Annotated in this window: 22 protein-coding genes; 18 read left to right on the top strand and 4 right to left on the bottom strand. The window is 35.0% G+C overall.

The window, feature by feature from the left end; all coding sequences use genetic code 11:
• Window position 1: 1 nt before the first annotated feature.
• The 9 genes from GXM16_RS04475 (at window position 2) to GXM16_RS04515 (ending at window position 9,519) form a co-directional block, all read left to right on the top strand.
• Window positions 2-1,267, top strand: a complete 1,266-nt coding sequence (locus GXM16_RS04475) for an alginate export family protein (RefSeq protein ID WP_163393096.1) — start codon at window positions 2-4, stop codon at window positions 1,265-1,267.
• Between the two features lie 134 nt (window positions 1,268-1,401).
• The gene (locus GXM16_RS04480) at window positions 1,402-2,871 is read left to right on the top strand and encodes an MFS transporter (RefSeq protein ID WP_163393098.1); all 1,470 of its coding nucleotides are present in this window, start codon (window positions 1,402-1,404) and stop codon (window positions 2,869-2,871) included.
• Between the two features lie 224 nt (window positions 2,872-3,095).
• On the top strand, window positions 3,096-4,145 hold the full coding sequence (locus tag GXM16_RS04485) for an MFS transporter (RefSeq protein WP_188726520.1): 1,050 nt from the start codon (window positions 3,096-3,098) through the stop codon (window positions 4,143-4,145).
• Between the two features lie 21 nt (window positions 4,146-4,166).
• Complete coding sequence (locus GXM16_RS04490) at window positions 4,167-6,383, top strand: molybdopterin oxidoreductase family protein (protein WP_163393102.1); 2,217 nt, start codon at window positions 4,167-4,169, stop codon at window positions 6,381-6,383.
• Between the two features lie 18 nt (window positions 6,384-6,401).
• Window positions 6,402-6,971 carry a 4Fe-4S dicluster domain-containing protein gene (locus tag GXM16_RS04495; RefSeq protein ID WP_163393104.1) on the top strand — a complete coding sequence of 190 codons (570 nt, stop codon included), beginning with the start codon at window positions 6,402-6,404 and terminating at the stop codon, window positions 6,969-6,971.
• Window positions 6,972-6,982: 11 nt separating this feature from the next.
• Window positions 6,983-7,498, top strand: a complete 516-nt coding sequence (locus GXM16_RS04500) for a Rieske (2Fe-2S) protein (RefSeq protein WP_163393106.1) — start codon at window positions 6,983-6,985, stop codon at window positions 7,496-7,498.
• 20 nt (window positions 7,499-7,518) lie between these two features.
• Window positions 7,519-7,764 carry a DUF6755 family protein gene (locus GXM16_RS04505; RefSeq protein WP_163393108.1) on the top strand — a complete coding sequence of 82 codons (246 nt, stop codon included), beginning with the start codon at window positions 7,519-7,521 and terminating at the stop codon, window positions 7,762-7,764.
• 34 nt (window positions 7,765-7,798) lie between these two features.
• Window positions 7,799-8,824, top strand: coding sequence for a 2-hydroxyacid dehydrogenase (locus GXM16_RS04510; RefSeq protein WP_163393110.1), 1,026 nt, complete (start codon window positions 7,799-7,801; stop codon window positions 8,822-8,824).
• Between the two features lie 95 nt (window positions 8,825-8,919).
• Window positions 8,920-9,519, top strand: coding sequence for a hypothetical protein (locus GXM16_RS04515; RefSeq protein ID WP_163393112.1), 600 nt, complete (start codon window positions 8,920-8,922; stop codon window positions 9,517-9,519).
• A 47-nt stretch (window positions 9,520-9,566) separates the two neighbouring features.
• On the opposite strand, the gene GXM16_RS04520 is transcribed toward GXM16_RS04515, so the two are convergent.
• The 3 genes from GXM16_RS04520 to lysS form a co-directional block, all read right to left on the bottom strand.
• Window positions 9,567-10,061 carry a hypothetical protein gene (locus GXM16_RS04520; RefSeq protein ID WP_163393114.1) on the bottom strand — a complete coding sequence of 165 codons (495 nt, stop codon included), beginning with the start codon at window positions 10,059-10,061 and terminating at the stop codon, window positions 9,567-9,569.
• Complete coding sequence (locus tag GXM16_RS04525) at window positions 10,058-11,389, bottom strand: AAA family ATPase (RefSeq protein ID WP_163393116.1); 1,332 nt, start codon at window positions 11,387-11,389, stop codon at window positions 10,058-10,060. The genes GXM16_RS04520 and GXM16_RS04525 overlap by 4 nt, the downstream gene beginning before the upstream one ends.
• An 86-nt stretch (window positions 11,390-11,475) precedes the next feature.
• A complete protein-coding gene (lysS, locus tag GXM16_RS04530) occupies window positions 11,476-13,176 on the bottom strand; it encodes a lysine--tRNA ligase (RefSeq protein WP_163393117.1) in 1,701 nt (566 codons plus the stop codon).
• 453 nt (window positions 13,177-13,629) lie between these two features.
• On the opposite strand from lysS, the gene GXM16_RS04535 reads away from it, so the two are divergent.
• The 7 genes from GXM16_RS04535 to GXM16_RS04565 all read left to right on the top strand — a co-directional run bounded on the left by GXM16_RS04535 (window position 13,630) and on the right by GXM16_RS04565 (window position 20,645).
• Window positions 13,630-14,385: a hypothetical protein gene (locus GXM16_RS04535; protein ID WP_163393119.1), complete on the top strand. Its 756-nt coding sequence runs from the start codon at window positions 13,630-13,632 to the stop codon at window positions 14,383-14,385.
• Window positions 14,386-14,390: 5 nt separating this feature from the next.
• Window positions 14,391-15,089, top strand: coding sequence for a lipoyl(octanoyl) transferase LipB (lipB, locus tag GXM16_RS04540; RefSeq protein WP_163393122.1), 699 nt, complete (start codon window positions 14,391-14,393; stop codon window positions 15,087-15,089).
• A gap of 17 nt (window positions 15,090-15,106) precedes the next feature.
• Complete coding sequence (locus GXM16_RS04545; protein ID WP_163393124.1) at window positions 15,107-15,682, top strand: Crp/Fnr family transcriptional regulator; 576 nt, start codon at window positions 15,107-15,109, stop codon at window positions 15,680-15,682.
• Window positions 15,683-15,746: 64 nt separating this feature from the next.
• The gene (locus GXM16_RS04550; protein ID WP_163393126.1) at window positions 15,747-16,487 is read left to right on the top strand and encodes an SDR family oxidoreductase; all 741 of its coding nucleotides are present in this window, start codon (window positions 15,747-15,749) and stop codon (window positions 16,485-16,487) included.
• Window positions 16,488-16,618: 131 nt separating this feature from the next.
• Window positions 16,619-17,470, top strand: a complete 852-nt coding sequence (locus GXM16_RS04555) for a nuclear transport factor 2 family protein (protein WP_163393128.1) — start codon at window positions 16,619-16,621, stop codon at window positions 17,468-17,470.
• 148 nt (window positions 17,471-17,618) lie between these two features.
• Entirely contained in the window at window positions 17,619-18,200 is a 582-nt protein-coding gene (locus tag GXM16_RS04560) for a Crp/Fnr family transcriptional regulator (RefSeq protein ID WP_163393129.1), read from the top strand.
• Between the two features lie 69 nt (window positions 18,201-18,269).
• Window positions 18,270-20,645, top strand: a complete 2,376-nt coding sequence (locus tag GXM16_RS04565) for a TonB-dependent receptor (protein ID WP_163393132.1) — start codon at window positions 18,270-18,272, stop codon at window positions 20,643-20,645.
• Window positions 20,646-20,691: 46 nt separating this feature from the next.
• Here GXM16_RS04565 and GXM16_RS04570 read toward each other — a convergent pair whose 3' ends face one another.
• Window positions 20,692-21,360, bottom strand: coding sequence for a ribonuclease HII (locus GXM16_RS04570; RefSeq protein ID WP_163393134.1), 669 nt, complete (start codon window positions 21,358-21,360; stop codon window positions 20,692-20,694).
• A gap of 173 nt (window positions 21,361-21,533) precedes the next feature.
• On the opposite strand from GXM16_RS04570, the gene GXM16_RS04575 reads away from it, so the two are divergent.
• Complete coding sequence (locus GXM16_RS04575; RefSeq protein ID WP_163393136.1) at window positions 21,534-23,498, top strand: putative porin; 1,965 nt, start codon at window positions 21,534-21,536, stop codon at window positions 23,496-23,498.
• 47 nt (window positions 23,499-23,545) lie between these two features.
• Complete coding sequence (locus GXM16_RS04580) at window positions 23,546-24,907, top strand: pyridoxal-phosphate dependent enzyme (protein ID WP_163393138.1); 1,362 nt, start codon at window positions 23,546-23,548, stop codon at window positions 24,905-24,907.
• Window positions 24,908-24,946 lie beyond the last annotated feature (39 nt).

Raw genomic sequence — 24,946 nt, forward strand, 5'->3', positions numbered from 1 at the left:
GATGAAAGCTTTAAAAAAAGTTGGCTTAACATTCATTGCAATGTTAAGTCTGGGAACTTATGCTCAGGAACTGGATGCCAATTTGCAGTTTAGACCACGTTATGAATACAGAAACGGATACAAAAGCCTGATGTCAAATGGAGAAAATGCTGCTTCCTTTATCTCACAGCGTTCCCGATTGAATTTTAATTTCAAACAGGAAAAATTAAAATTAAAATTGACGTTGCAGAATATCCGTACCTGGGGGGATGTGGCTACTACATCAACAGCTGATAAAAATGGTGTTGCCGTTTTCGAAGCCTGGGGGCAGTATGAATTCAGTGAGAACTGGACAGCACGGCTTGGGCGTCAGGTAATTTCGTATGATAATCAGCGTATTTTAGGAGAAATTGACTGGGCGCAACAGGCACAAAGCCATGATGCAGCCGTATTTTCTTTTCATTCTAAAAACCATCAGCTGGACTTAGGGGTTGCTTTAAATGCGAATACCGAAAATTTGCTGGAACCAAAAACGCCCTATACGATCAACTATAAATCCATGCAATATGTCTGGTATCATACGGCATTTGATAAAATAAACACCAGTTTTTTAGTATTGAATACGGGATATGAATTTGAAAAAACACCAGAAAACTTAGAAGTTGATTATAAACAGACTTTCGGAACTTACATCATTTTTAAAGATAAAAAATGGGATGCTGATTTAGGGCTGTACGGACAAACAGGCAAAAGTTCCGATAAAAAAGTCAGAGCCTGGTATGCAGGAGCAAATTTGGGTTATGCTTTTACTGATACTTTTAAAATTTCTTTGGGGTATGAATTTCTCTCAGGGAAAAATCAGGATGATGCTAGTCCCGTTGCCAAATCATTCAGCCCTGTTTTTGGAACCAATCATGCTTTCAACGGTCTGATGGATTATTTTTATGTAGGAAATCACCAAAATAGTGTGGGGCTGCAGGATGCTTTCCTCAAATTAAATTATTCGGTTAAAAAATGGCAGTTTAATTTAGTGCCACATGTTTTCAATGCGCCGAATACAATTTTAGATGCTTCCAATAAAAAAATGGATAGTTATCTGGGGACAGAAATTGATTTTACATTAGGTTACACGGTTCAAAAAGATATTGTCTTTTCGGCAGGATATTCACAGATGTTTGCTTCCAAAACTTTAGAAAGGCTAAAAGCTGTAGCTGATGCCTCAGATACAAACAATTGGGGCTGGGTAATGGTTTCGTTTAGCCCCCGAATATTTGCCTCAAAACAATAAAATTATTCAATATGTTAGATTTTTCTATCTAAAATGAATCTGAATTTTATAATGATAGGTAAAAAATGATATAAATCATATTCTGTTGAAAAAGAACTGTTTATCTTTATGATGAGAATGAATTTTTAAAATTTATGAGTAATTTATCACAATCACACCGAATCTTATTTTTAAACACACTTGCTTTTGCAGTTTGTTTTGCCTGTTGGACTTTAAACGGGGTATTGGTTACATTTTTGACAGACCAGAAAATATTCGACTGGAGTGTCGTTCAGATCGGATGGCTTTTAGGAATTCCAGTGCTTACAGGCTCTCTTATGAGGTTACCTATGGGCATTTTAACGGACAAATATGGAGGAAGAATAGTGTATTCTGCGTTGCTTATTTTGGCTTCGATTCCTTTATTTTTACTGCCATTTGCTGTTAATTTCTGGATGTTTGCCTTGTTGAGTTTCTTATTTGGAATGGTGGGTACCAGTTTTGCCGTCGGAGTAGCGTATACTTCGCTTTGGTATCCAAAAGAATGGCAGGGACGCGCTCTTGGAATTTTCGGAATGGGAACTGCTGGAGCTTCGATTACACCTTTTATAGCACCAAGTTTACTAAAACATTTTTCAGAATCAGATCCGGTGAACGGCTGGAAATACCTGCCTGTAATTTACGGATCTGCACTTTTGATTATGGGAATTGTTTTTATTCTTTTTTCGAAAACAAAAAAAATAGAAGCAAAACCAAAATCGGTATCAGAACTTTTACAACCGCTTAAGGAAGTACGTGTGTGGCGTTTTGGAACTTATTATTTTTTACTGTTTGGTTCTTTCGTATCATTTTCACAATGGCTGCTGCCTAATTTTATGAATGTGTATCATACGAGCTTAATTTTGGGAGGTTTGTTCACGACCTGTTTTAGTCTGCCGGCAGGAGTAATTCGTGCGTTTGGCGGATTTTTATCAGATAAATTTGGTGCCCGAAAAGTAATGTATTGGGTATTGAGTTCTTCTGTCGTGTTAAGTTTCTTGTTGTTGTTTCCTAAAATGGATATCACAACTACAGGGAGCGGCTTATTGGCGGGAAATGCAGGAACAGTAACAGAGGTATCTCCGTCAAAAGTAGTTATTGGTGAAAATGAATATCCGATAAATCAAAAAGACGTTAAAGCATCACACAGTAATTTTTTTCCATCTAAAACCAGCTGGCAGGAAATTGTAGTTGCCGAAAATCAAAAAGTGCAGAAAAAAGAACTGATTGCAGAAGGGATTACCCAAATTCATTTCGAAGCGAATATGTGGGTGTATTTGGCTTTGGTTATTTTAATAGGAGCGTGTTGGGGAATTGGTTCTGCAGCAGTTTACAAACATATTCCGGAATATTTCCCTGCTCAGGTAGGTGTAATTGGAGGAATGGTCGGAATGATAGGCGGTTTGGGAGGATTTATAGGTCCAATCGTTTTTGGATACCTGCTTTCGTTTACCGGTTTCTGGACAAGTTCATGGCTTTTCATTTTTGCATTATCAATCATTTGCCTGATTTGGATGCATAATGTTATTGTAAAAATGACTAGAGAGAAATTGCCTGAATTTGCTCAGGATATAGACCGAAAATAATAAACTAAGTATTTTTATAAGTAGAAAATAGCAGCAATTGCATTGTTTCTTGATTTGAAACATTCTAAATTAGTGACATTATAACATTTTTAAGTATTATTGTGTTTGAAAAATGTACTTAGGTATTTTTACTTAGTTTTTCTTTATTTACTTTTACTCCCGAAAAACTCTTTTAATTTAGAAAATGAAGGAGACAATATAAGTGTGTATTTAATATGATCAGGATGAAAAACAGGACTTTTAATACTAAAGCATTACTCATTGCTACATTACTTTCAGTATTTATGATTGTATTGGTTTTCTATGGGTCAAGGAAATTGCAAAATTTTGATGCAGCATTGATTACCTATTTATTCGGAACTGTGTTTGCTTTTTTTGGTATTGTATACCGCTATACCGTATGGCTGCAAAGACCTCCAACATGGATTTATTTTAAAAGAGGAATTACCTTTTTATTCACGGGAAAAGTATTCTCTCATTTTTGGTTTGCGTCTAAAGAAACTATAGAAAATATTGCTTTTCAGAAGTTTATTTATCCCAGAGGTAAATACCGCTGGATGGCGCATTTTATGATTGCAATAGGCTGTACATCTGCTTTTTTAATTACGATTCCGCTTACGTTTGGATGGATTCATTTTACGATGGCTCCTAATTCTATTTCAGTTTATGAAGCTCACTTTTTTGGTTTCAAAGTAATGGATTTTGAACTGGATTCGATTATGGCGTTCCTGACTTTTCATGCCTTGAACTGGTCTTCTTATTTAGTTATTTTTGGATCGGTATATTATTTAAGAAGACGATTAACGAATCCGGGATTAATTGCTACACAGACCTTTGAGGGAGATTTATTGCCGCTTATTCTATTGATTGCTATTTCAGTTACCGGATTGGGACTGACCTATTCCTATCAGTTTATGAAAGGTTTTGCTTTTGACTTTTTGGCAGTTTTGCACGCTGTAACGGTGATCATGTTTTTGATTTGGATTCCTTTCGGAAAGTTTTTTCACATTATTCAGCGTCCCGCACAAATTGGTGCACATATTTATAATAAGGAAGGAAGAAAAAAAGGAATGGCAGTTTGTCCTCATACGGGAGAAGAATTTGCTACAAAACTTCATATTGATGATCTTAAGATAGTAACCAAAGAATTAGGTTTTGATTTTTCGATGCAAGACGGAGGTTCACACCTTGATTTAAGTCCCGAAGGCAAAAGATCCCGACTGGCTCAGGCACATTTAAGAGCAAGACAGGCCGGAGGAAATTTATTTGGATAAATTATAAAGAAAATATAAAACATGGCAAAATTACCTGTTTCAGAAGAAAATATTGTTGCAATCTTTGGACCTCACAAAAATTACAGTCCAAAAGAAGGTTATGAAGGGAGGGACGAACCGGATGAACTGGTCAAGACCCATTGCTGTTTTTGCGGAATGCAATGCGGAATTCAATTATCCGTGAAAGAAAATAAAGTAGTAGGATTTGAACCGTGGATGGAATTTCCTTTCAACGAAGGCAGACTTTGTCCAAAAGGGGTTCAGCGTTATTTACAAAACAATCATCCCGACAGGCTTTTGAGTCCGTTAAAAAGAGTCGAAGGACAAGGATTTGTACCAACTTCCTGGGATGATGCCATGGAGAAAACGGTTTCAGAAATAAAACGTATTCAGGAAACCTATGGCAATGATGCTTTTTCGATGCTGTCTGGAGTTTCATTGACCAATGAAAAAAGTTATCTCGTTGGGAAATTCGCCAGAGTTGCTTTAAAAACAAAGAATCTGGATTACAACGGACGTTTGTGTATGGTTAGTGCAGGAGCCGGAAATAAAAAAGCATTTGGACTAGACAGAGGCTCCAATAACTATTCTGATTTGGAATATGCTGAGGTGATTATTGTGGCCGGCGCCAATATCAGCGAAACATTTCCAACCCTGACGCACTGGATCTGGAAAGCAAGGGACAGAGGCGCAAAACTGATTGTAATTGATCCAAGAATAATTCCGCTGGCAAGAACGGCAGATATCCATTTAGATGTTCGTCCTGGAACCGATTCGGCTTTGTACGGAGCCATGTTAAAATATCTGGCAGATCACGATATGCTGGACCATGATTTTATAGACAATCATACTTCGGGATTTCAGGAAACTTTAGACGCTGTAAAAGACAATACACTCGAATGGGCGGAAGAAGTTACCGGAATAAAAAAAGAAAAAATACAGCAAGCAGCTGAATTATGGGGAAAAGCCAATACGAGTTTTTTGCTTCATGCAAGAGGAATCGAACATCATTCAAAAGGAGTAGATAACGTTTTGGGCTGTATCAATTTGGTTTTGGCAACCGGAAGAATCGGGAAACCTTACTGCGGTTATGCAACCATTACGGGACAGGGAAACGGTCAGGGAGGAAGAGAACACGGCCATAAATGTGATCAGTTACCGGGTAACAGAGATATCGAAAATCCGGAACACCGAAAATATATTTCAGAAGTTTGGGGAATTAACGAAAAAGATTTACCCGGAAAAGGTTTGTCTGCTTATGAAATTATAGAAGCCATTCACAGGGGAGAAATCAAAGGTTTATTGTCCATTTGTTTCAATCCGCTGGTTTCTTTGCCGAACAGTAATTATGTTCGTGAAGCTTTGGAAAAACTGGAGTATTATGTTTGTATTGACTTTTTCTTAAACGAAACTGCCCGCCATGCCGATATTGTTTTAGCAGGTTCTTTACAGGAAGAAGAAGAAGGAACGACAACTTCTGCAGAAGGAAGAGTTATCCGTATCCGTCAGGCTGTAACGCCTCCGGGAGATGCCAGAACAGATACTTCTATTATTTTGGAAATTGCCAAACGTTTAGGCGTAAAAGATAAATTTACCTATGAAAACAGCGAAGCCATTTTTAACGAATTGCGTGTAGCATCAAAAGGCGGTACAGCTGATTACTACGGAATTACCTATAAAAAAGTAGAAGATAATATGGGTGTTTTTTGGCCATGCCCAAGCGAAGATCACCCCGGAACGCCTCGTTTGTGGGAAGACCGAAAGTTTAAAACTCCTGATGGGAAAGCGCATTTTAATCCGGCACCGTATAAACTTCCGGGTGAAGTTACAGATGAAGATTATCCGGTAATTTTAACAACGGGACGTGTGGTTTCGCAATATTTAAGCGGAACACAAACCCGTAGAATCGGAAAATTGGTAGATCAGTTTCCGGAACCTTTACTGGAAATTCATCCGAATATGGCTAAACAATACGGAATTAAGCAAAGAGAATTAGTCCGCGTTTCAACCAGAAGGGGAGAAGGCGTTTTTCCGGCTAATATTGTAGAAACCATTCGGGAAGATACCGTATTTATTCCGTACCACTGGTCCGGGAAAAAATCAGCAAATCAACTGACACCGGGAACACTGGATCCAATTTCAAAAATACCTGAATTTAAAGTCTGTGCCTGTCATTTGGAACCGCTTAATGAAATTGCACCTCCATCGAGTGAATCAAAAGCCTACGCCAGTATTTAATCTATAAAAAGCGAATTAATGAATTATACCAGTTTTAATACAAACGAAGAATTTTTTGTAGACATGCAGCGCTGCATTGGGTGTAAAGCATGCGAAATGGCTTGTGCAGAATGTGAGACTAACGGTCAGGAAACAATGATACATGTTAATTATGTAGACCGTGCGGCTACTGTGCAGACAACCGTTCAGGTATGCATGCACTGTGAAGATCCTGTTTGTGCAAATGTCTGCCCGGCAGATGCAATTTCAAAAGATGAATTCGGAATCGTACATACAGCAAATACTGAAAGATGTATCGGATGTTCGAATTGTGTGATGGCTTGTCCTTTTGGTGTACCCAAAAAAGAAGAAAACTACGATTTGATGATGAAGTGTACCATGTGTTACGACAGAACCAGTGTTGGTAAAAAACCAATGTGTGCTACTGTTTGTCCAAGTGGAGCTTTGTTCTATGGTACAAGAGATGAAATTCAGGAAATGCGTCCTAACAGTACTCCGGTAAACAGTTTCATATTTGGAAAAGAAACAGTCAATACAAAGGTTAACATTATGATGCCTAAAGGAAGTACTGAACTGATAATTTATTAAAGATTGCACTCATGTCTAAAGAAGATAATTTAAACAAAAACTGGAAAAAAGACTTTCCCATTGAGAAACAGCTGGCAACAAGTGTAAGCCGGCGTGACTTTGCAAAATTCCTGACTTTGGTTTCGGGTGGACTAATGGTAGGCAGCGGTTTAGTTGCCGCTAAAGCTTATATTTACCCTAAAGAAGAAGTTGAAGGAGAACATTTTGTATGCAAGAAAGAAGAAGTCCCTGTAGGAGGAACGCGTGCTTTTGTAATTGAAGGCAGTACAATTCCGTATATATTGATTCACTTGGAAAATGGTGAATTTAAAGCGTATGAGCAAAAATGTACCCATCTTTCCTGCTCTGTTTTTTACAAACCCGGAACCGGAATAATTCACTGTCCTTGTCATGAAGGCTCTTTTGATGCCAAAACAGGGGATGTTCTTGCAGGTCCTCCGCCAAGAGCTTTGCCAGGTCTGGATGTGTTTTTCAAGGATAGTGATGTCTATGTAAGAGCTGTCGTTCAGCAAGAAAATCCGGTATAAATCATTAAAATAAATCAGTTATGAGTAATTTTAGAAGAAGTCAGAACCAATCCAATCCGAATAAGCTAAACGCGATTCTTTCGTCGCTGATTTTTATATTAATCCTGAATGTAAGTATTCAGATCTGGCTGTTGTATGCGGCATTAAACAATGCTTTAGATAACAATAAAGAAATTCTTATTCCTGCCTTTATTGCTTCTTTAATATTGTTTTTGATTGGCTTTAGCTGGCTGTATTATTTGCCGAAAGGGAATTTTAAAAAATGATCCGTACTAAATCAAAATTTTAAAACAATTAATGATGAGCTTAAATTCTATTTATAACAAAAAAAAGATTGCTTTTTTCTCTACCCAGCCGTACGATAAAGCATTCTTCAATAAATACAATGATGAATTTAGCTATGAGTTGGATTATTTTGAAACCCAGCTGAATCCGCAAACGGTAATACTGATCGAAAACGCAGCAATTGTATGTGTTTTTGTGAATGATATTGTCAATGAAGAAGTGATCAGACAATTGGCAGAAAAAGGCGTAAAAATTATTGCATTGCGCTGTGCCGGTTTTAATAATGTCGATTTAGAAGCTGCAAAAAAATACAATCTAAAAGTCTGCAGGGTTCCTGCCTATTCACCTCAGGCAGTTGCCGAACATGCTATGGCAATGATTTTAACTTTAAACCGAAAAACACATAAAGCTTACAATCGTGTTCGCGAGCAAAATTTCTCCCTAAACGGACTATTAGGTTTCGATTTATTCGGAAAAACAATCGGAATCATCGGAACCGGAAATATCGGTAAAGCTTTCGCTAAAATTGCCTTAGGTTTTGGCTGTAAAGTGATGGCGTATGATATTGTAGAAAATGATGAAATGATCAAAGACGGAGTCTCCTTTGTAACTTTAGAAGAGATTTTCAAAACGAGTGATATTATTTCACTGCATTGTCCCCTGAATGATCAGACCAAACATGTAATCAATAAAGATTCAATCAATTTGATGAAAGAAAGCGTTATGATTATCAATACAAGTCGTGGCGGATTAATTGAAACGGCTTGTGTCATTGAAGGTTTGAAACAAGGAAAAATCGGTTATCTCGGAATCGATGTCTACGAACAGGAAGAAAAGCTGTTTTTCAGGGATTTATCAGACGATATTATTCAGGATGATGCGATTCAAAGGTTAATGAGTTTTCCAAACGTTTTAGTTACAGCGCATCAGGCCTTTTTTACCAACGAAGCTTTAACGCAGATTGCTTTGGTTACTTTTAATAATATAAAATCTTTATTGACGCAGAATAATATTGAAAATAAAGCTGCATTATTGGTTTAAGATTAATTTACGGTAGAAACCTAACAGGTTTTTAAAACCTGTTAGGTTTAGCATGTCGGATATTTTTCGTATCTTAATGATTTAAAATACAAATCATGAAAAGTAAAATTTTAATAATATTATCAGTACTGGGATTGTTTTCCTGCCAGAAAAAAGAAGAAACCAGCAAAAATATAATCAAAGCAATTGTTCAGGATACCTTATCCAAAACAATCGGCGGTACTGCGGATGTAAGTGATGCTCCGCCAAAAGAAGATGAAACAGCCGAACTAATTCGCAAACAATTGCAAATTTTATTAAAGCAGGATTTACCGGCAATGACAAAAGAAGACCGCTATTTTTACTACGAAGCTTTTGATTTAAATAATGATCAGAAAGACGAATATTTCGTAGGTTTCTCCAATTCGTATTTCTGCGGAAGTGGCGGCTGTTCCGGTTATATTTTAAATAATAATGGAAATTTGATCAATAAATTTACCGTAACTGATTTTCCAATTTATGTCACAACAACGCCCACGGAAAAGTTTTATGATTTGATCATGGAAAGCGGTGGGAAATTCCGTCATATAAAGTTTAAAAATGGAAAATACCCATCAAATCCTTCTGTTCAGCCCGAACACAATGGAGATTTTCCGAAAGGTAGTTCAAAGGTTTTGGATATTCAGGGGAAGAAATTGGAGCGGTATTCGTTTTAAATAAAAATAAAACCCGACAAGTTTTAAAAAATATGTTGGGTTTGAAATTATTCGAAAGAAATATAATTACTTTCAATAAGATTTAGTTTGTACGAATCTTTAAATTCTTTTCTTTTTGTGGATTTACTTGCACTTACGATTCTTCTTTTACTTGGAAAACAAACTACGGCATTTAGGCTATAAGAATCAAAATTTATCAGTTTTGAATAATGCTTAAATGTGTTTTCTAACTGAGAATATGCATCTTTTCTGTGATTTGCCTGATTTCCTTTAGCAACTTTTACTTCCGTGAAAAAGACATCTTTATCATTACAAATTAGGTAATCACATTGACCGCCTTTGACCTTTTTCATAATGCAATCATCATTTTGAACAAAATAGCATTCAGTCTTTAATTTGTTTTCAATGTGTAAATGCCAAGAATCTTTTGATGTGACAAATAAAACGGTTTCAGCTTCAAAAACAAATGTATGTTTGTCCGTGATTGTTTTTAAACAACTGGCTTCAATATTAGGAAATGCTTCTTTAAGATGTTGAATCATAAATCAAGCAATTTATCAAACTCATTAGCAAAAGCATCCGAAACACCATCAATCATATTTTCAGAAATCTGTCCTAATTTGTCATTCATTATTTTTTTGGCTTTGCCATTTTTCAATTCATAAGCAATAAAGTTTTTAGGATTTAACCAGGATTCTTTCTTTATGATTTTATTTACTTCTTTTGGGTTTGTTTGTCCTTTATCATAAGCTAATAATAAATTATTTATAGAAGCTAAAACAAATGGGCTATGGGTAGTTAGAATTAAACTCTTTCTATCAAACAAACAATTTTTAATTAAATATTTAATAAGTTCATGTTGTGCTTTAGGATATAAATTTAATTCGGGCTCTTCAACAACAAAATTGAAATTATATTCTTCTTTTAATGATTTTGAATATTCAACTAAAAGTAAAATAGGTATTATTGATTGTAGGCCTGAGGCAGATTCTAGTAAATCAACTTTTTCGTTTTCGTTGTGATATATATAAGATGTTTTTCCTTCCCTTTTATATTTAATTTTTTTGTCAATAATAGTTAAAGGCAGTTCTTTAATTGTTTGAATTGCTTTTTCATAATCTTGTCCACTATTTAATAAATGCTTAGGAATTTGTATATTATTATTTATTAATCCTAAAGTATTTTCGGAAATTAAATGAAGAAAATTTCTTTCTGCAGGAATATATAATGAGTCAAATAAAAATATATTTGGAAATACACTTATTATTTTTTCATACAAAAATATATAACTTTCAATATTTTGCTCCCTTTTTAAAATATCAATTAATAAATCAATATGTAAATCTTTAATATTAAGTTTTTTTATTCTTACATTAGAAAATTCAATTTCAAATTTTACTTTTTGAGTTTCATTCTCAAATATATTGTAGAAATTCTCTCTAAGTAAAAGTTTGTAAGTGTTTACAGTTGACTTAATTAATTTTTTAGTTATTTCTGTTATCTCTTTTTCTTGATCTAAATTATTAAGACTAATGTTTTTAATTCTACCGACAAGATTTTGTAGTGTCGTTATGTCTAACTTATTTTTTTGAAAAGTAAAATCGGCAATTGTTATATTTTGATTTTTACTTTTGTAGTCGATATAACTCTTATCAGTGAGGTAAGATAAAATATTATATTTTTTTAATTCTTCTTCAAAAGATACTTTATAATCACCTCTAAAATTCTCATCTTCAAATATTGATAATAACTTAGCCAAAGTACTCTTCCCAGAAGCCTGCGCACCAATAAAAGTGACCATTTCCCTAACTTCGATATCAATATCCTTTAGAGGTCCAAAATTTTTAACAATAAGTTTTGCTCTTTCCATGTTTTCAAAATTAAGGAAAATATTTATATATGAAAACGGAGCTTCGATAAAAGCTCCGTTTTAAATTTTATATGATTAAAATGAATTTACTCCACCAATTCCACAAACTTAAACTCTCCTTCCACAGCAACTTTCGTCAAACCGTGTTTCGATAAATTTTTCATCGAGGCATCCCATTTTTTACCGCTTAAGTTGGCCGTAATTTTTAATTGCTGAAGATCCATTTTATTATCATTACCTTTCAATAAATCGACGATAAATTTCTCTTCATCAGAAAGTTCAATTATTTGTTTTTTCTCAGGACGCATTTGCGGGAACAATAAAACCTCCTGAATCGAAGCGTTATTAGTCAAATACATAATCAAACGGTCCATTCCAATTCCCATTCCGGATGTTGGAGGCATACCGTATTCAAGCGCTCTTAAGAAATCTTCATCGATAATTCCGTTCGCTTCATCATCCCCTTTTTCAGAAAGACGCATCTGTTCTTCAAAACGCTCTCTTTGGTCAATTGGGTCATTCAATTCAGAATACGCATTTGCAATTTCTTTTCCGCAAACCATCAATTCAAAACGCTCAGTCAAATCCGGATTGTCGCGGTGCTCTTTACAAAGCGGAGACATTTCTTTTGGATAATCCGTAATGAAAGTTGGCTGAATATAATTTCCTTCACATTTTGCTCCAAAAATCTCATCAATCAGTTTTCCTTTACCCATGGTTTCGTCAACCTCAATTGCCATTCCGCGTGCTGCTTCAAACAATTCCTGTTCTGTTTTTCCTGAGATATCAAAACCGGTAAAATGTTTGATAGAATCAGTCATTGTCACACGAGCGTAAGGCGCTTTAAAGTTGATTGTGTGCTCGCCAAAAGTCACTTCGCTGGTTCCGTTTACAGCAATTGCACAATGCTCTAATAAGCCTTCTGCAAATTCCATCATCCAGTTGTAGTCTTTGTAGGCTACATATATTTCCATTGCGGTAAATTCAGGATTATGCGTTCTGTCCATTCCTTCGTTACGGAAGTTTTTAGAGAACTCATAAACACCTTCAAATCCGCCAACAATCAATCTTTTTAAATACAATTCGTTCGCAATACGCATGTAAAGCGGAATATCAAGCGAATTGTGATGCGTGATAAAAGGTCTCGCCGAAGCTCCACCCGCAATAGGCTGCAAAACCGGAGTCTCCACTTCAAGATAGCCTGCATCGTTAAAATAACCGCGCATCGCAGTAAACAATTTGGTACGTTTCAGGAAAGTTTCTTTAACCTGTGGGTTTACCGTTAAATCTACGTAACGCATTCTGTAACGCAATTCTGCATCGTTAAACGCATCGAATACTTTTCCGTCTTCGTCCACTTTTGGCAAAGGCAACGGGCGTAATGTTTTACTCAAAAATGTAAAACCACTCACACGAATACATTTTGCACCAACCTGAGTCGTAAACAATTCACCTTCAATTCCAATAAAATCCCCTAAATCGGTCAATTTTTTAAATACCTGATTGTACAACGTTTTGTCATCACCTTCGCACAAAACATCACGGTTTACGTACAATTGAATACGGCCTTCGCTGTCCTGAAGCTCAGCAAAACAGGCTTTACCCTGATCACGAACACTCATCAAACGTCCCGCAACAATAACCTTCTTACCCTCTTCAAACGTTTCCTTTATCTGCTTCGAAGTATGATTTACAGGAAAAAGATTAGCCGGATAAGGATTGATTCCTAAGTTGCGTAAGTTTTGAAGTTTTTCTCTTCTGATGATTTCTTGTTCTGATAATGCCATTTTGTGCTCTGTTTTTAAGTGTGCAAAGATAGTTTTTAAGTCGCAAAGTTGCAAAGTCATAAAGTCTAAAGTTTTAGAATAGAATACTATTTTTTATCAGGAGCAGAAAAATCAGGTTTTTCAGGACATTCTGTCCCGCTATTCACTGCAATCTTTTGCTTTTTAAAGAAAAAAACAAAAGGATTTTCGCTGCTATCGGGGCTAGATTAGAAATCTTGTTTTCAAAAGATGTTTTGTTAGAATCTTTAAAATTTTATCGTATAAAAACCAATTAAATTCCGTAGGAATAAACGATATTGTAGCAACGGATTTTAATCCGTTGAATAAAATAATGTCGGATAGTCGAGTTCCATAGGAACGATCCATATAAAAAATCAAGACATCATAACCTAAGGCCTCATTGCCTTAAAAGTAAAATAGTCTTCGTATCTTTGATAAAAAATTACACTTAAGATGAAATTATACAAACTGCTTAGTTTTTCTTTTTTACTGGCAACACTTACAAGCTGCACTTTTACAGAAAATATCACAATCAACGACAACGGAACAGGAAAATTTTCTGTAGATATGGATGGTTCTGCCTTAATGGCAATGGCAGGTGACCAGATAGGAAGCCAGCTGGGAGCTGATGCCAAAAAAGATATCGACTCTTCTTTTACATTCAAACAGCTATTCGAGGAGAAAAAAGATAGTATTGCAAAGCTTTCCCCTGAAATGCAGAAAGAACTGAAAAAACTCGAGAATTTTGTGGTAAAGACCAAAATGAGCTCTGAAAAGAAAGAGTTTTTAATGACGCTTACAACCGATTTTAAAAATGTAAATGAAATGCAGGATATTCTGCAGACTTTAAGTGTTTTACAAAAATTAGAACAGGGAGGAAGCTCAGTATCACCATTTGGGAGCAATTTCGGGAATAATAATAGTAAATTGAATTACAGTTATGACGGTAAAAAATTTAGCAGAAAGGCAATAATTGATACCAAAAAACTGGCTGAAAAAGCAAAAGATACTACAGCAGATATGTCTAAAATGATGTTTGCCTCGTCTAGTTATGTCGTTAAATATCACTTTCCAAAGAAAATCAAAAAGGTTTCGAATCCGAATGCTTTGTTCAGCGAAGACCGTAAAACAATTACCATTCAATACCCTTTCACGGATTATATGGAGAATCCCGACAAACTAAACTTTGATGTTGAGTTTGAAAAATAAATAAAATGAATAAAAAAATTCAACTTCAGGATCTGGGAAAAAGAGATTACAAATCGACCTGGGAATATCAGGAAGAAATTTTCAAAGATATAGTCGATTTAAAAATCAAAAACAGAAGGGAGGAACTTGATCTGCCAACTCCAAATTACTTATTATTTGTAGAGCATCCTCATGTTTATACTTTAGGGAAAAGCGGCGATTTTGAAAACCTTTTATTAAACGAAAAACAGCTCGAAGCCAAAGGAGCTACTTTTTATAAAATCAACCGCGGCGGAGATATTACGTATCACGGTCCCGGACAAATTGTAGGTTATCCGATATTAGACTTAGAAAATTTCTTTACCGATATTCACAAATACCTGCGTTTACTTGAAGAATCAATTATTTTAACCTTGGCAGAATATGGTATAGAATCGGGCAGAAGCGATGGAGAAACCGGAGTCTGGCTCGGTGTTGGAACTCCTTTCGCCCGTAAAATCTGCGCAATGGGTGTTCGCGCATCCCGCTGGGTTACTATGCATGGATTTGCCTTAAACGTAAATGTTGATTTAGGGTATTTCGATAATATTATTCCGTGTGGCATTCGCGGAAAAGGCGTTACGACTTTAAACGTTGAACTTGGTGTTGAAAAAGTAGACGAAGATGAAGTCAAAGCTAAAATTATCAAACATTTGACAGCTTTATTTGAAGCCGAATTTATTTAAGATTCAGGGTGATTCGGATGGAAACTGGAGATAAAAAAACATTTTTAAGTCATTTAAGCCTTCCCGAAAGGGAATTACAGGAATTGGCAGCTATTTCTGAATATAAAATAATTCAGAAAGGAAATTATTTTATCAGAGAAGGTCAGATTCCCCGTAAAATGGCTTTCGTTATCAAAGGTTTGTTTCGATATGTTTATACGCACGAAAACGGAAATGAATTCACTAAAAACATCATAGCCGAAAAGAATTTTATCAGTTCCTATTCGGCTATGATTTATAATACCCCTTCTTATTTTTCTGTTGAAGCGCTAGAGGATACCGAAATTCTCGAAATCGATTATTTGGATTGGCTAGACATAAAGGGAAAAAATCCGTTTTGGAATGCATTTTTAGTTAAGGTTCTTGAAAAAGCTTTTTACATTAAAGAAAAACGGGAAAGAGAATTATTATTGCTGGACGCAGAAAAGAGATACGAGATCTTTATTACTGAATTTCCAAATATCGAAAACCGCGTGTCACAGCAAATCATAGCTTCGTATTTAGGTATTCAGCCTGAATCGTTCAGCAGACTCAAAAGAAAGCGTAAGAATTAACATAGGTCAATGTAAGCTTTCAATTGGTAAACTATTTTTGATTCATAATTATAAAACACGAATTATGGAAATCTCAAATAGTACCGTAATTATTACCGGAGGAAGTTCCGGTATTGGATTTGAAATGTGCAGACAGCTTATTATGAAAGGGAATAAAGTAATTACGTGTTCTCGCTCTTTAGAGAAACTTACAACTGCAAAAAAACAGCTGCCCGATTTAATTATTTACCAGTGTAATATCGCTCAGGAATCTGAATGTAAATCCTTTGCTGGCTGGATTAATGAAAACCATCCTGAAGCGAATGTTCTAATTAATAATGCCGCAATTGTATCGCAAACTAATTTTACAGAAGATCCTTTTATTCTGGAAAAAATGAATGTCGAAATAGAAACAAATTTTCTTGCCCCGATTCGGCTCATAAAACTTTTGTATCCGATTTTGATTAAAAACAGCCATTCTAAAATTATAAATATTACAACAGGATTAGTGTATGTTCCAAGAGCTATTTATACTTTTTATAATGCTTCAAAAGCAGCGTTGCATTCTTTTACACAGATTTTGCGTGAGCAGTTAAAAAGTGAAGATATTAAGATTATAGAAGTGCTGTTTCCGGCTGTTGATACTCCATGGCATCATGGAAATCCTCCCAAAATTGCCATTTCGCCCAAAAAAGCAGTTTCAGAAATGCTAAAAGGAATCAATCGTGATAAAACTGAAATCAGGATTTCAAAAGTGAAGCTGCTCTATTTTATTTACAGGTTAGCTCCCGGATTTGCTTTCAAAAAAATAAATAATATAAGCTGAAAATGGCTTTTTTGAAATAATCCGGTTTTAAAAAGTAAATTACGTATCTGTTGTAATTCTTTTCAGGATTTTTGGTAAATTTAGGTTCATGTTTATTTATGAAGCTTTTATTAATCTAATCTGTCTGAATCATGAGAAAAATTTACTTTATCTGTTTCCTTTTTATATGCAATGCTATTTTGGCTCAAAAGAAGGATAAATTATATCCGGTTACGATTTATGAAAAAGCCTGGAAGGAGAAAAATAGTGAGGCGAGATTAAAGCTGATCAAAACAATCTGGCTCGAAGACAGCACTTTTGAAGAGCCTTCGACTTCAATAAAAGGTATTGCAGCATTTAATAATGTAATCAATGAATTTTACAAAAAATTCCCGGATGCTGTTTTTACGTTCGGTTCAAAAGTTGTAAAAGACAATTACGTAACCTGGGAATGGAAGATTCAGGATTCTAAAAATAAGCTCATAATGGGCGGCCGTGATTTTGCCAGATTAAACGGAAAAGGTCAGGTGAGCAAAATAATAGGTTTTTGGGACAAGGATGCGACTTTCTCAGAAGAAGATATTTTGAAAAATCTGGAAGCTGATAATTTTAAAGTTGTAGCGCAATATTTTGAGTGCCTTTTTAAAACCAGGGATTTTAATACAATGGCGACTTTAATTGAAGAGGGTGCAATTTACAATCAGGCAGAAGGATTACCTTATGGAGGAACTTATAAAGGATTTAATGAATGGACTAAAATGTATGCAAAATCAGCTGAATTCTTTGATTTAGAAATTGAAAAAGAGCCTGTCTATTTTAGCAATGCAGCTAAAAATGAGGTGATTATTTATTTCACCATAAAATGCAAAGCAAAAAAATCAGGCAAAACACTTTCAATGCCAATCTCTGAACATTTTGATTTAAAAGATAGAAAAATTACTGCCATAAGACCTTTTTATTTTGATACCAAACAATTTGCTGAGTTTTTAAAAAGCAGGAAATAACAAGTATTATTAATTCATTAAATAGTTTAAAATTTTTAGAAAAAGTTTATTTTTGTTTAATAAGATTTTTTGGAACAATTTTAAGTAATCGTTTCATTTATATGTATTTAATTAAAATAAAAAAGGAAGTTTCTAAACTTTTTGAATAATGCAGAGTATACTAACAGATTTATCACGATTTATAGAATGTAATGAGGCTGAAAATCAGGCTTTTTTAGATGCTTTGATACTAAAAAAAGTAAAAAAGAAACAACATCTTTTGCTTGAAGGTGATGTTTGTAATTTTGGTGTTTTTATAATTGAAGGGTGTATTCGCTATTACTACCTGGAAGATGGGGTAGAATCTACAGGAAATTTTTTCTTTGAAAACAGCTGGTATGCCGATATCGATAGTTTTTTAAACGGAAAGCCTTCTTTATTATATATTGAAACTCTCGAAGATTGTGAGATGTATTTTCTTTATAAACATGATCTGGATAAGTTAATCCGTGATTATCCTGTTTTTAGCATGTTTTTGCCTAATATGATGGAAAGAAGTATCAGGGGATTGACTACCAGAAATAAAGCAATGTCAACATTTTCAATTGAAGAAAGATATCTTCGTTTTATCAAAGACAGGCCTAAGGTAATGGAGAGGGTTCCTCTTAAATACGTTGCAAGTTATTTAGGAATCAAACCGGAAAGTCTAAGCCGATTAAGAACCCGTCTCACATTAAATAGTAAATCTTAACTTTGGTCAATTTTTAAGAATTTTCAGCGATTTACTTTTGCCTTTATAATCAATAAAGCAAAGTAAAAAATGAAAAAAATATTTTTAATTATTTTAAGTCTCCTTGGCTTGACTTCTTTTGCCCAGACAGGAGTTGTTAAAGGAAAAATAATTGATAAACAATCTGAAAAACCAATTTCCGGAGCGGTTATAATGCTCATAGGGAATGATGAAAATCAAACCACATCTGATGAAGAGGGTAATTTTAAGCTATCCGGAATTCCTCTGGGGAGACAAAGTATTTCTATAAGCCTTACAGGATATGAAAGTACATCGGTTTCTGATCTTGATATTACCACCGGAAAGGACAATCTGCTCACCATCCCGTTGACCGAACAGTTCAATACGTTAGATGAAATTGTAGTTACTGCAGGATCCAATAAAGCGAAAGCGATTAATAAAATGGCAATCGTTTCTACAAAACAATTCAGTCCCGAGGAAGTTACAAGATTTTCCGGCGGAAGAAGTGATGTGGCGAGACTTGTTTCGAATTTCGCCGGTGTTTCAACAGGTGATGACAGCCGAAATGATATTGTAGTACGTGGGAATTCGCCTTCAGGGATGTTATGGCGAATTGAAGGAATGCCTGTTCCAAATCCGAATCACTTTGCGACTTTGGGAACTACCGGAGGACCTGTTTCTGCTTTGAATCCAAATCTTCTGGCTAATTCTGATTTTATGACATCTGCTTTCCCTGCTGAATATGGGAACGCCATTGCAGGGGTTTTTGACTTAGGTTTCAGAAAAGGAAATCCGGATGAGTACGAATACATGATCAGTGCCGGAGCTTATCCCGGATTAGAATTTATGGCAGAGGGGCCGCTTGGCAAAAAAGGCGGGTCGTTTGTAGCATCAGCACGATATGGTTTTGTAGGGGTAACAGGTTTGGCCGGAACAGATGCACAGCCTAATTACAGCGATGTTAGTTTTAATGTTGATTTTGGGAAAAGCAAAATAGGTAATTTTTCAATTTTTGGAATTTACGGAACTTCGGATATTGATTTCTTAGGAAAAGACATAGACAAAGAAGATCCTTTTGCTGCTCAGGACGAAGACGGCTATGTAACCTCCCTGTTTGGTTCTGTTGGTTTGAAACATAATCTGGCTATCGGAAGCAATTCGTCATTAAAAACAATTCTCGGATATTCTAATTCCGGAAACACCTATAAAAATGACCGTTATTACGATTTTGGTACACCTGATGAAAATAAACTGAGGTTTTCAGATGTTGATAATACCGAAAACAGATTCACATTTTCTACTTTGTTCAATTCTAAACTCAGCAAAAAAACGACAATAAGAGCGGGATTACTGTTTGAAAATTATACTCTTAACGCTAATGTTAAAGACAGGGACAGACAAGATGATGCTGATGGCGACGGTTACGCAGATTTAGTACAGATAGTGGATCTTGACGGGAATTACAATATTGTACAGCCATTTGCGCAGGGGCAATTTCGATTAACCGAAAAATTAACTTTTAATGCAGGGATTCACGGGCAGTATTTCTCTATAAATGAGCAATTTGTTTTTGAGCCCAGAACGGCTTTAACCTATGCTTTCAATTCATCCAATTCTGTCAATTTCGGATATGGTTTGCATCATCAGAGTGTAGCGGCTCCTATTTTGTTCCTGAATGAATTTGTAAACGGAAATCCGGTTCAGACGAACAAAAATCTGGATTTAGTACAGAGTCAGCATTATGTTTTGGGATATGATGTACGATTCTCTAAAAAATGGAGAGGAAAAGTAGAAGTTTATTATCAGGATATCAGCAAGGCAGGTGTAGAATCGTTTCCAGGCAGTTATTCAACTTTAACAGAAGGTGCCAACTTTGGTTATTCGATAGATAAAACATCATTGGTGAGCAAAGGGAAAGGACATAATCAGGGAATTGAGTTTACGGTTGAAAAATTCTTCAGTGAAGGGTATTATACTTTATTTACCACCTCACTTTTTGAAAGTAAATATAAAGGTAGTGACGGAATCGAACGAAATTCGCCTTTTAATAACGGCTATGTGGTTAATCTTTTGGGAGGAAAAGAATTTAAAATCGGAAAGGCAAAGAAGAATGTCTTTTCGATCGATACAAAGTTTACCACAGCAGGAGGCCGTTATTATACTCCGGTTGATTTGCAGGCTTCAAATGATGCCGGTTATGAAATCAGGGATGATGCCAATGCTTTTGGCAAACAATATGATTCATATTTAAGGCTGGATGTGAAATTTGGAATCAAATTCAACAGTAAAAAGAAGAAAAGGTTTCATCAGTTTTATATTGATCTTCAAAATATTACCAATCACACTAATATTTTCACAATGGAATATAACAGGCTGACGAATAGTATAAATCAAAAAGATCAAATTGGTTTTTCACCGGATTTTGGATATAAATTTCAGTTTTAGTTAATAGATTTTTAGTAAATAAGGCTTGTCGGTTGATAAGCCTTTTTTAATGCTCAAAAAAATCGAGTTCTAATTGTTCGGGCAGGAGCCTGAAACTCATTCGGTGATATTTGGTAGTACCATATTTTTTAATGGCTTCACGATGTTCTTTGGTAGGATAGCCTTTATTTTGTTTCCAGTTGTACATCGGGAATTCTTTGTGAATTTTGTTCATGAATTCATCACGATACGTTTTTGCCAGTACAGAAGCTGCGGCGATACTCAGAAATTTTGAATCACCTTTTATAATGCTTTGATTCGGTATTGATTTTAATAACTCAATTTCAGTAGCAGAGAATTGTCTTCCAAAAGTATTTTTCAGGCCCAATTTTGCATTCAGTGAACGGTTTCCGTCTACAATAATAAATTCAGGTACCTGGTTTAATTTAAGGATGCATTCCTGCATTCCTTTCATCGAAGCATTCAGGATATTGATTTCGTCAATTTCATCGGGATGTAAATGCGTTACGGCAAAACAAATAGCGTTTTCTTCAATTATAGGTTTTAAAGATTCCCTTATTTTTTCTGAGAGTTGTTTACTGTCATTTAAGAACGAGTGCTCAAAATCAGCAGGTAAAATTACAGCTGCAGCAGTTACGGGTCCGGCAAGGCATCCACGGCCGGCTTCATCGGTTCCGGTTTCGAAGACATATCCTGAAAAATTTTTCTGAAGCATTCTTTAATTTTTAAAACACAAATATTGTAAAATTTTCTGTAAAAATATACGTTCTCATTCTGTTTGATAAAGCAGTTGCATAAATTGATGCGTTTTTTTATTTATACATATTTATAATTTACCTTTGCTTTAGCAATTTTATCGAAAATCATTACACATACATACGCTATCAAATGAGAATACTTTTTTTTCTATATCTATTAGTTCTGCCTTCTTTATTATTTTCTCAGGAAGTAACTCCTAAAAAGAGTTTAGATATGAATTCTCAATATTCCAGTATTACGGATACTGTAAAAAAGAAAAAAGCACTTGTAGCTAAAATTGATCAATATCAAATCGTTACTTTAGAACACGATACCACAATTGTGGATACTTCTTTAACTTTAAAAAGTGCCTACAGACAAAATTACCTTAGAAGGGATAACTTTGGGCTTTTGCCTTTTTCTAATATTGGGCAAACCTACAATACGTTGCAATATAGCCTGACTGATTTTTCTCCTTATCCGGACATTGGTTTCCAGGGAAAACATTTTAATTTTATGGATGCTAGTGAGATTCACTATTACCATGTAGCAACACCATTGACTGAATTATTTTTTAATACATCCATTGGGAAGGGACAAAACGTTGACTCGTTTATTACGCTGAACACATCAAAAAACCTTAACTTTTTTGCCGCCTACAGAGGTTTGCGTTCTGAAGGGAAATATATTAACCAGTTAACCAGTATTGGTAATTTTAGAATTGGGGCAAGTTATAATACAACGGAAAAGCGTTATGTCTTATATGCCCATTATACTTATCAGGATGTTTTAAATGAAGAAAACGGCGGAATCACAACACCTGAGGATTTTGAAAGCGGAGATCCGAATTTTACTAATCGCCAGCGATTGGAAGTGTATCTGACAGATGCTGAATCTTTCCTAAAAGGAAAAAGACTCTTTTTTGATCATGCCTTCAGGATAAATCCTAAAAATGCAAACAATAATTTATATATAACACATCAGTTTAATTTTGAAAATAAATTTTTCGAATATAAACAGCCAACAGTTTTGTCAACAGTAGGAAGCACATCTGTACAGCGATTTGGGGAGTCGTATGTGACCAGTAATCTTAAAGACCAGACGCATTTCGAAAAATTGTATAATAGGGTTGGGGTTGCATATGAGAATTCATTGCTGGGAAAATTTAATTTCTTTATTGATGATTACAGGTCAAATTATAAATACGAAAGAATTATTGTAATTGATGAAGATAATTACATTCCCGACAATTTATTCAGGGAAATCAATAGTATAGGAGCGCAATATGAATATCAGAAGAATAAATGGAATGGAAGATTTTTGTTCTCAAGATCCATTACAAAAGAAGCTATTTCTGATTTAGATGCGAAGCTGAGGTACAATTTAAATGAAAAAATTCAATTTGATTTCCGTTACAGAAACATTAGCAAACTGCCTAATAACAACTATAATCTCTATCAAAGCAGTTATATAGAATACAATTGGTTTAATGATTTTAAGAATGAAAAAATCAATTTGCTTAGTGCCAAGATATACACTCCATGGCTAAATGCAGAGGCCAGCTACAGGGTTTTAAATGACCATTTGTATTTTGAAGATAAATCAACAGATGCTCAAAAGGCTGTGAATACCCAAATTATAAAACCAGCACAATACGGGAGTGCTATTAATTATTTAGAAATAAAAGCAAACAGAGAATTTAAATTCGGGGCTTTTGGATTAGATAATACATTATTGTACCAAAAAGTAGATCAGTCTCAGGCGATTTTGAATGTGCCTGATTTTGTAACCAGAAACACGTTTTATTATTCAACTCATTTGTTTAAAAAAGCGCTTTATATCCAAACCGGAATCATCTTTAATTACTTTACAAAGTATTATGGAAATGATTACAACCCTGTAGTAGGAGAATTTTTTGTTCAGGAAACTGAAAAAATAGGAGGTTACCCAACTTTTGATTTTTTCCTGAATGGTAGAATTCGCCAGACGAGAATTTATTTAAAAGCAGAACATTTTAATGCTGCTTTTGGAGAAAGCAATTATTATTCAGCTCCAAATAACCCATATCGTGATTTCACTATCCGGTTTGGTCTGGTTTGGAATTTCTTTCAATAAAACGAACTTTGTTTTATCTTAAAACAAAAAATTAAACTTATATAGAGATGGACTTTTCAAATAATATTTTAGGAACCATAGGCAACACACCATTAGTGAAACTTAATAAAGTTGTTGCTGAAATTGATGCTTTGGTATTAGCAAAAGTCGAAACTTTTAATCCCGGAAATTCTGTGAAAGACAGAATGGCTGTGAAAATGGTTGAAGATGCTGAGGCTGATGGCCGTTTAAAACCGGGCGGAACCATAATTGAAGGTACCTCTGGAAATACCGGTATGGGATTGGCACTTGTTGCTATAATAAAAGGGTATAAGCTAATTTGTGTAATATCAGACAAACAGTCGAAGGAAAAAATGGATATTTTGCGTGCTGTTGGTGCCAAAGTAGTTGTTTGTCCCACAAATGTCGACCCCGCAGATCCAAGATCGTATTATTCGGTTTCAAAGCGTCTGGCTGAAGAAACGCCAAATTCGTGGTATGTAAACCAATACGATAATTTATCCAATACTCTTGCGCATTACGAACAGACAGGACCTGAAATCTGGAAACAGACAGATGGAAAAATCACTCATTTTGTTGTGGGAGTAGGAACAGGTGGAACTATTTCGGGTGTTGGGAAATATTTAAAAGAGAAAAATCCGAATATTAAAATCTGGGGAATTGATACGTATGGTTCCGTTTTTAAAAAATACCACGAAACCGGTATCTTTGATGAAAACGAAATCTATTCCTATATCACAGAAGGTATCGGGGAAGATATTTTACCTAAAAATGTTGACTTCTCACTGATTGACGGATTTACAAAAGTAACTGATAAGGATGCGGCTGTTTATACAAGAAAAATTGCTCTTGAGGAAGCCATTTTTGTTGGGAATTCTGCAGGAGCATGCATAAAAGGATTGTTGCAGCTAAAAGAACATTTTAAACCGGATGATGTTGTGGTAGTTTTATTTCATGATTCCGGAAGTCGTTATGTAGGTAAAATGTTTAATGATGACTGGATGCGTGAACGAGGTTTTCTCGATGAAAATGTTACAAAAGCAGAAGATGTTATTAAAGATCATATAGACAAAGAATTGATTGTCGTTCGTACCGAAGAATTGGTTTCGCATGCTATTGAACGTATGCGTAAATATAAAATTTCACAAATTCCGGTAGTCGATATTAATGGATTTGTCGGTTCTGTTGATGAAACCGATTTGTTCAGAAGTTATGTGGCTGATAAAAATGTAGCCGAAAAACCGATCAAGGAAGTGATGGGAAAACCTTTTCCAATTGTTAGGTTAGGCACTTCAATTGAAGATGTGTCAAAACTGTTCACGAAAGAAAATGATGCCGTTTTAGTAGATTTAGGAAATGGGAATCATCATATTATTACGAAATACGATATTATTGGGGCTATAAAATAAATGCTTATTGTATAAATTATAAAAGGCATACATTGTAAA

Source organism: Flavobacterium limi, assembly GCF_010645075.1.
GTDB lineage: Bacteria > Bacteroidota > Bacteroidia > Flavobacteriales > Flavobacteriaceae > Flavobacterium > Flavobacterium limi.

Coding starts and splice junctions, on each gene's coding strand:
- GXM16_RS04475 (WP_163393096.1), top strand. CDS start 2: ATGAAAGCTTTAAAAAAAGTTGGCTTAACATTCATTGCAATGTTAAGT.
- GXM16_RS04480 (WP_163393098.1), top strand. CDS start 1,402: ATGAGTAATTTATCACAATCACACCGAATCTTATTTTTAAACACACTT.
- GXM16_RS04485 (WP_188726520.1), top strand. CDS start 3,096: ATGAAAAACAGGACTTTTAATACTAAAGCATTACTCATTGCTACATTA.
- GXM16_RS04490 (WP_163393102.1), top strand. CDS start 4,167: ATGGCAAAATTACCTGTTTCAGAAGAAAATATTGTTGCAATCTTTGGA.
- GXM16_RS04495 (WP_163393104.1), top strand. CDS start 6,402: ATGAATTATACCAGTTTTAATACAAACGAAGAATTTTTTGTAGACATG.
- GXM16_RS04500 (WP_163393106.1), top strand. CDS start 6,983: ATGTCTAAAGAAGATAATTTAAACAAAAACTGGAAAAAAGACTTTCCC.
- GXM16_RS04505 (WP_163393108.1), top strand. CDS start 7,519: ATGAGTAATTTTAGAAGAAGTCAGAACCAATCCAATCCGAATAAGCTA.
- GXM16_RS04510 (WP_163393110.1), top strand. CDS start 7,799: ATGAGCTTAAATTCTATTTATAACAAAAAAAAGATTGCTTTTTTCTCT.
- GXM16_RS04515 (WP_163393112.1), top strand. CDS start 8,920: ATGAAAAGTAAAATTTTAATAATATTATCAGTACTGGGATTGTTTTCC.
- GXM16_RS04520 (WP_163393114.1), bottom strand. CDS start 10,061: ATGATTCAACATCTTAAAGAAGCATTTCCTAATATTGAAGCCAGTTGT.
- GXM16_RS04525 (WP_163393116.1), bottom strand. CDS start 11,389: ATGGAAAGAGCAAAACTTATTGTTAAAAATTTTGGACCTCTAAAGGAT.
- lysS (WP_163393117.1), bottom strand. CDS start 13,176: ATGGCATTATCAGAACAAGAAATCATCAGAAGAGAAAAACTTCAAAAC.
- GXM16_RS04535 (WP_163393119.1), top strand. CDS start 13,630: ATGAAATTATACAAACTGCTTAGTTTTTCTTTTTTACTGGCAACACTT.
- lipB (WP_163393122.1), top strand. CDS start 14,391: ATGAATAAAAAAATTCAACTTCAGGATCTGGGAAAAAGAGATTACAAA.
- GXM16_RS04545 (WP_163393124.1), top strand. CDS start 15,107: ATGGAAACTGGAGATAAAAAAACATTTTTAAGTCATTTAAGCCTTCCC.
- GXM16_RS04550 (WP_163393126.1), top strand. CDS start 15,747: ATGGAAATCTCAAATAGTACCGTAATTATTACCGGAGGAAGTTCCGGT.
- GXM16_RS04555 (WP_163393128.1), top strand. CDS start 16,619: ATGAGAAAAATTTACTTTATCTGTTTCCTTTTTATATGCAATGCTATT.
- GXM16_RS04560 (WP_163393129.1), top strand. CDS start 17,619: ATGCAGAGTATACTAACAGATTTATCACGATTTATAGAATGTAATGAG.
- GXM16_RS04565 (WP_163393132.1), top strand. CDS start 18,270: ATGAAAAAAATATTTTTAATTATTTTAAGTCTCCTTGGCTTGACTTCT.
- GXM16_RS04570 (WP_163393134.1), bottom strand. CDS start 21,360: ATGCTTCAGAAAAATTTTTCAGGATATGTCTTCGAAACCGGAACCGAT.
- GXM16_RS04575 (WP_163393136.1), top strand. CDS start 21,534: ATGAGAATACTTTTTTTTCTATATCTATTAGTTCTGCCTTCTTTATTA.
- GXM16_RS04580 (WP_163393138.1), top strand. CDS start 23,546: ATGGACTTTTCAAATAATATTTTAGGAACCATAGGCAACACACCATTA.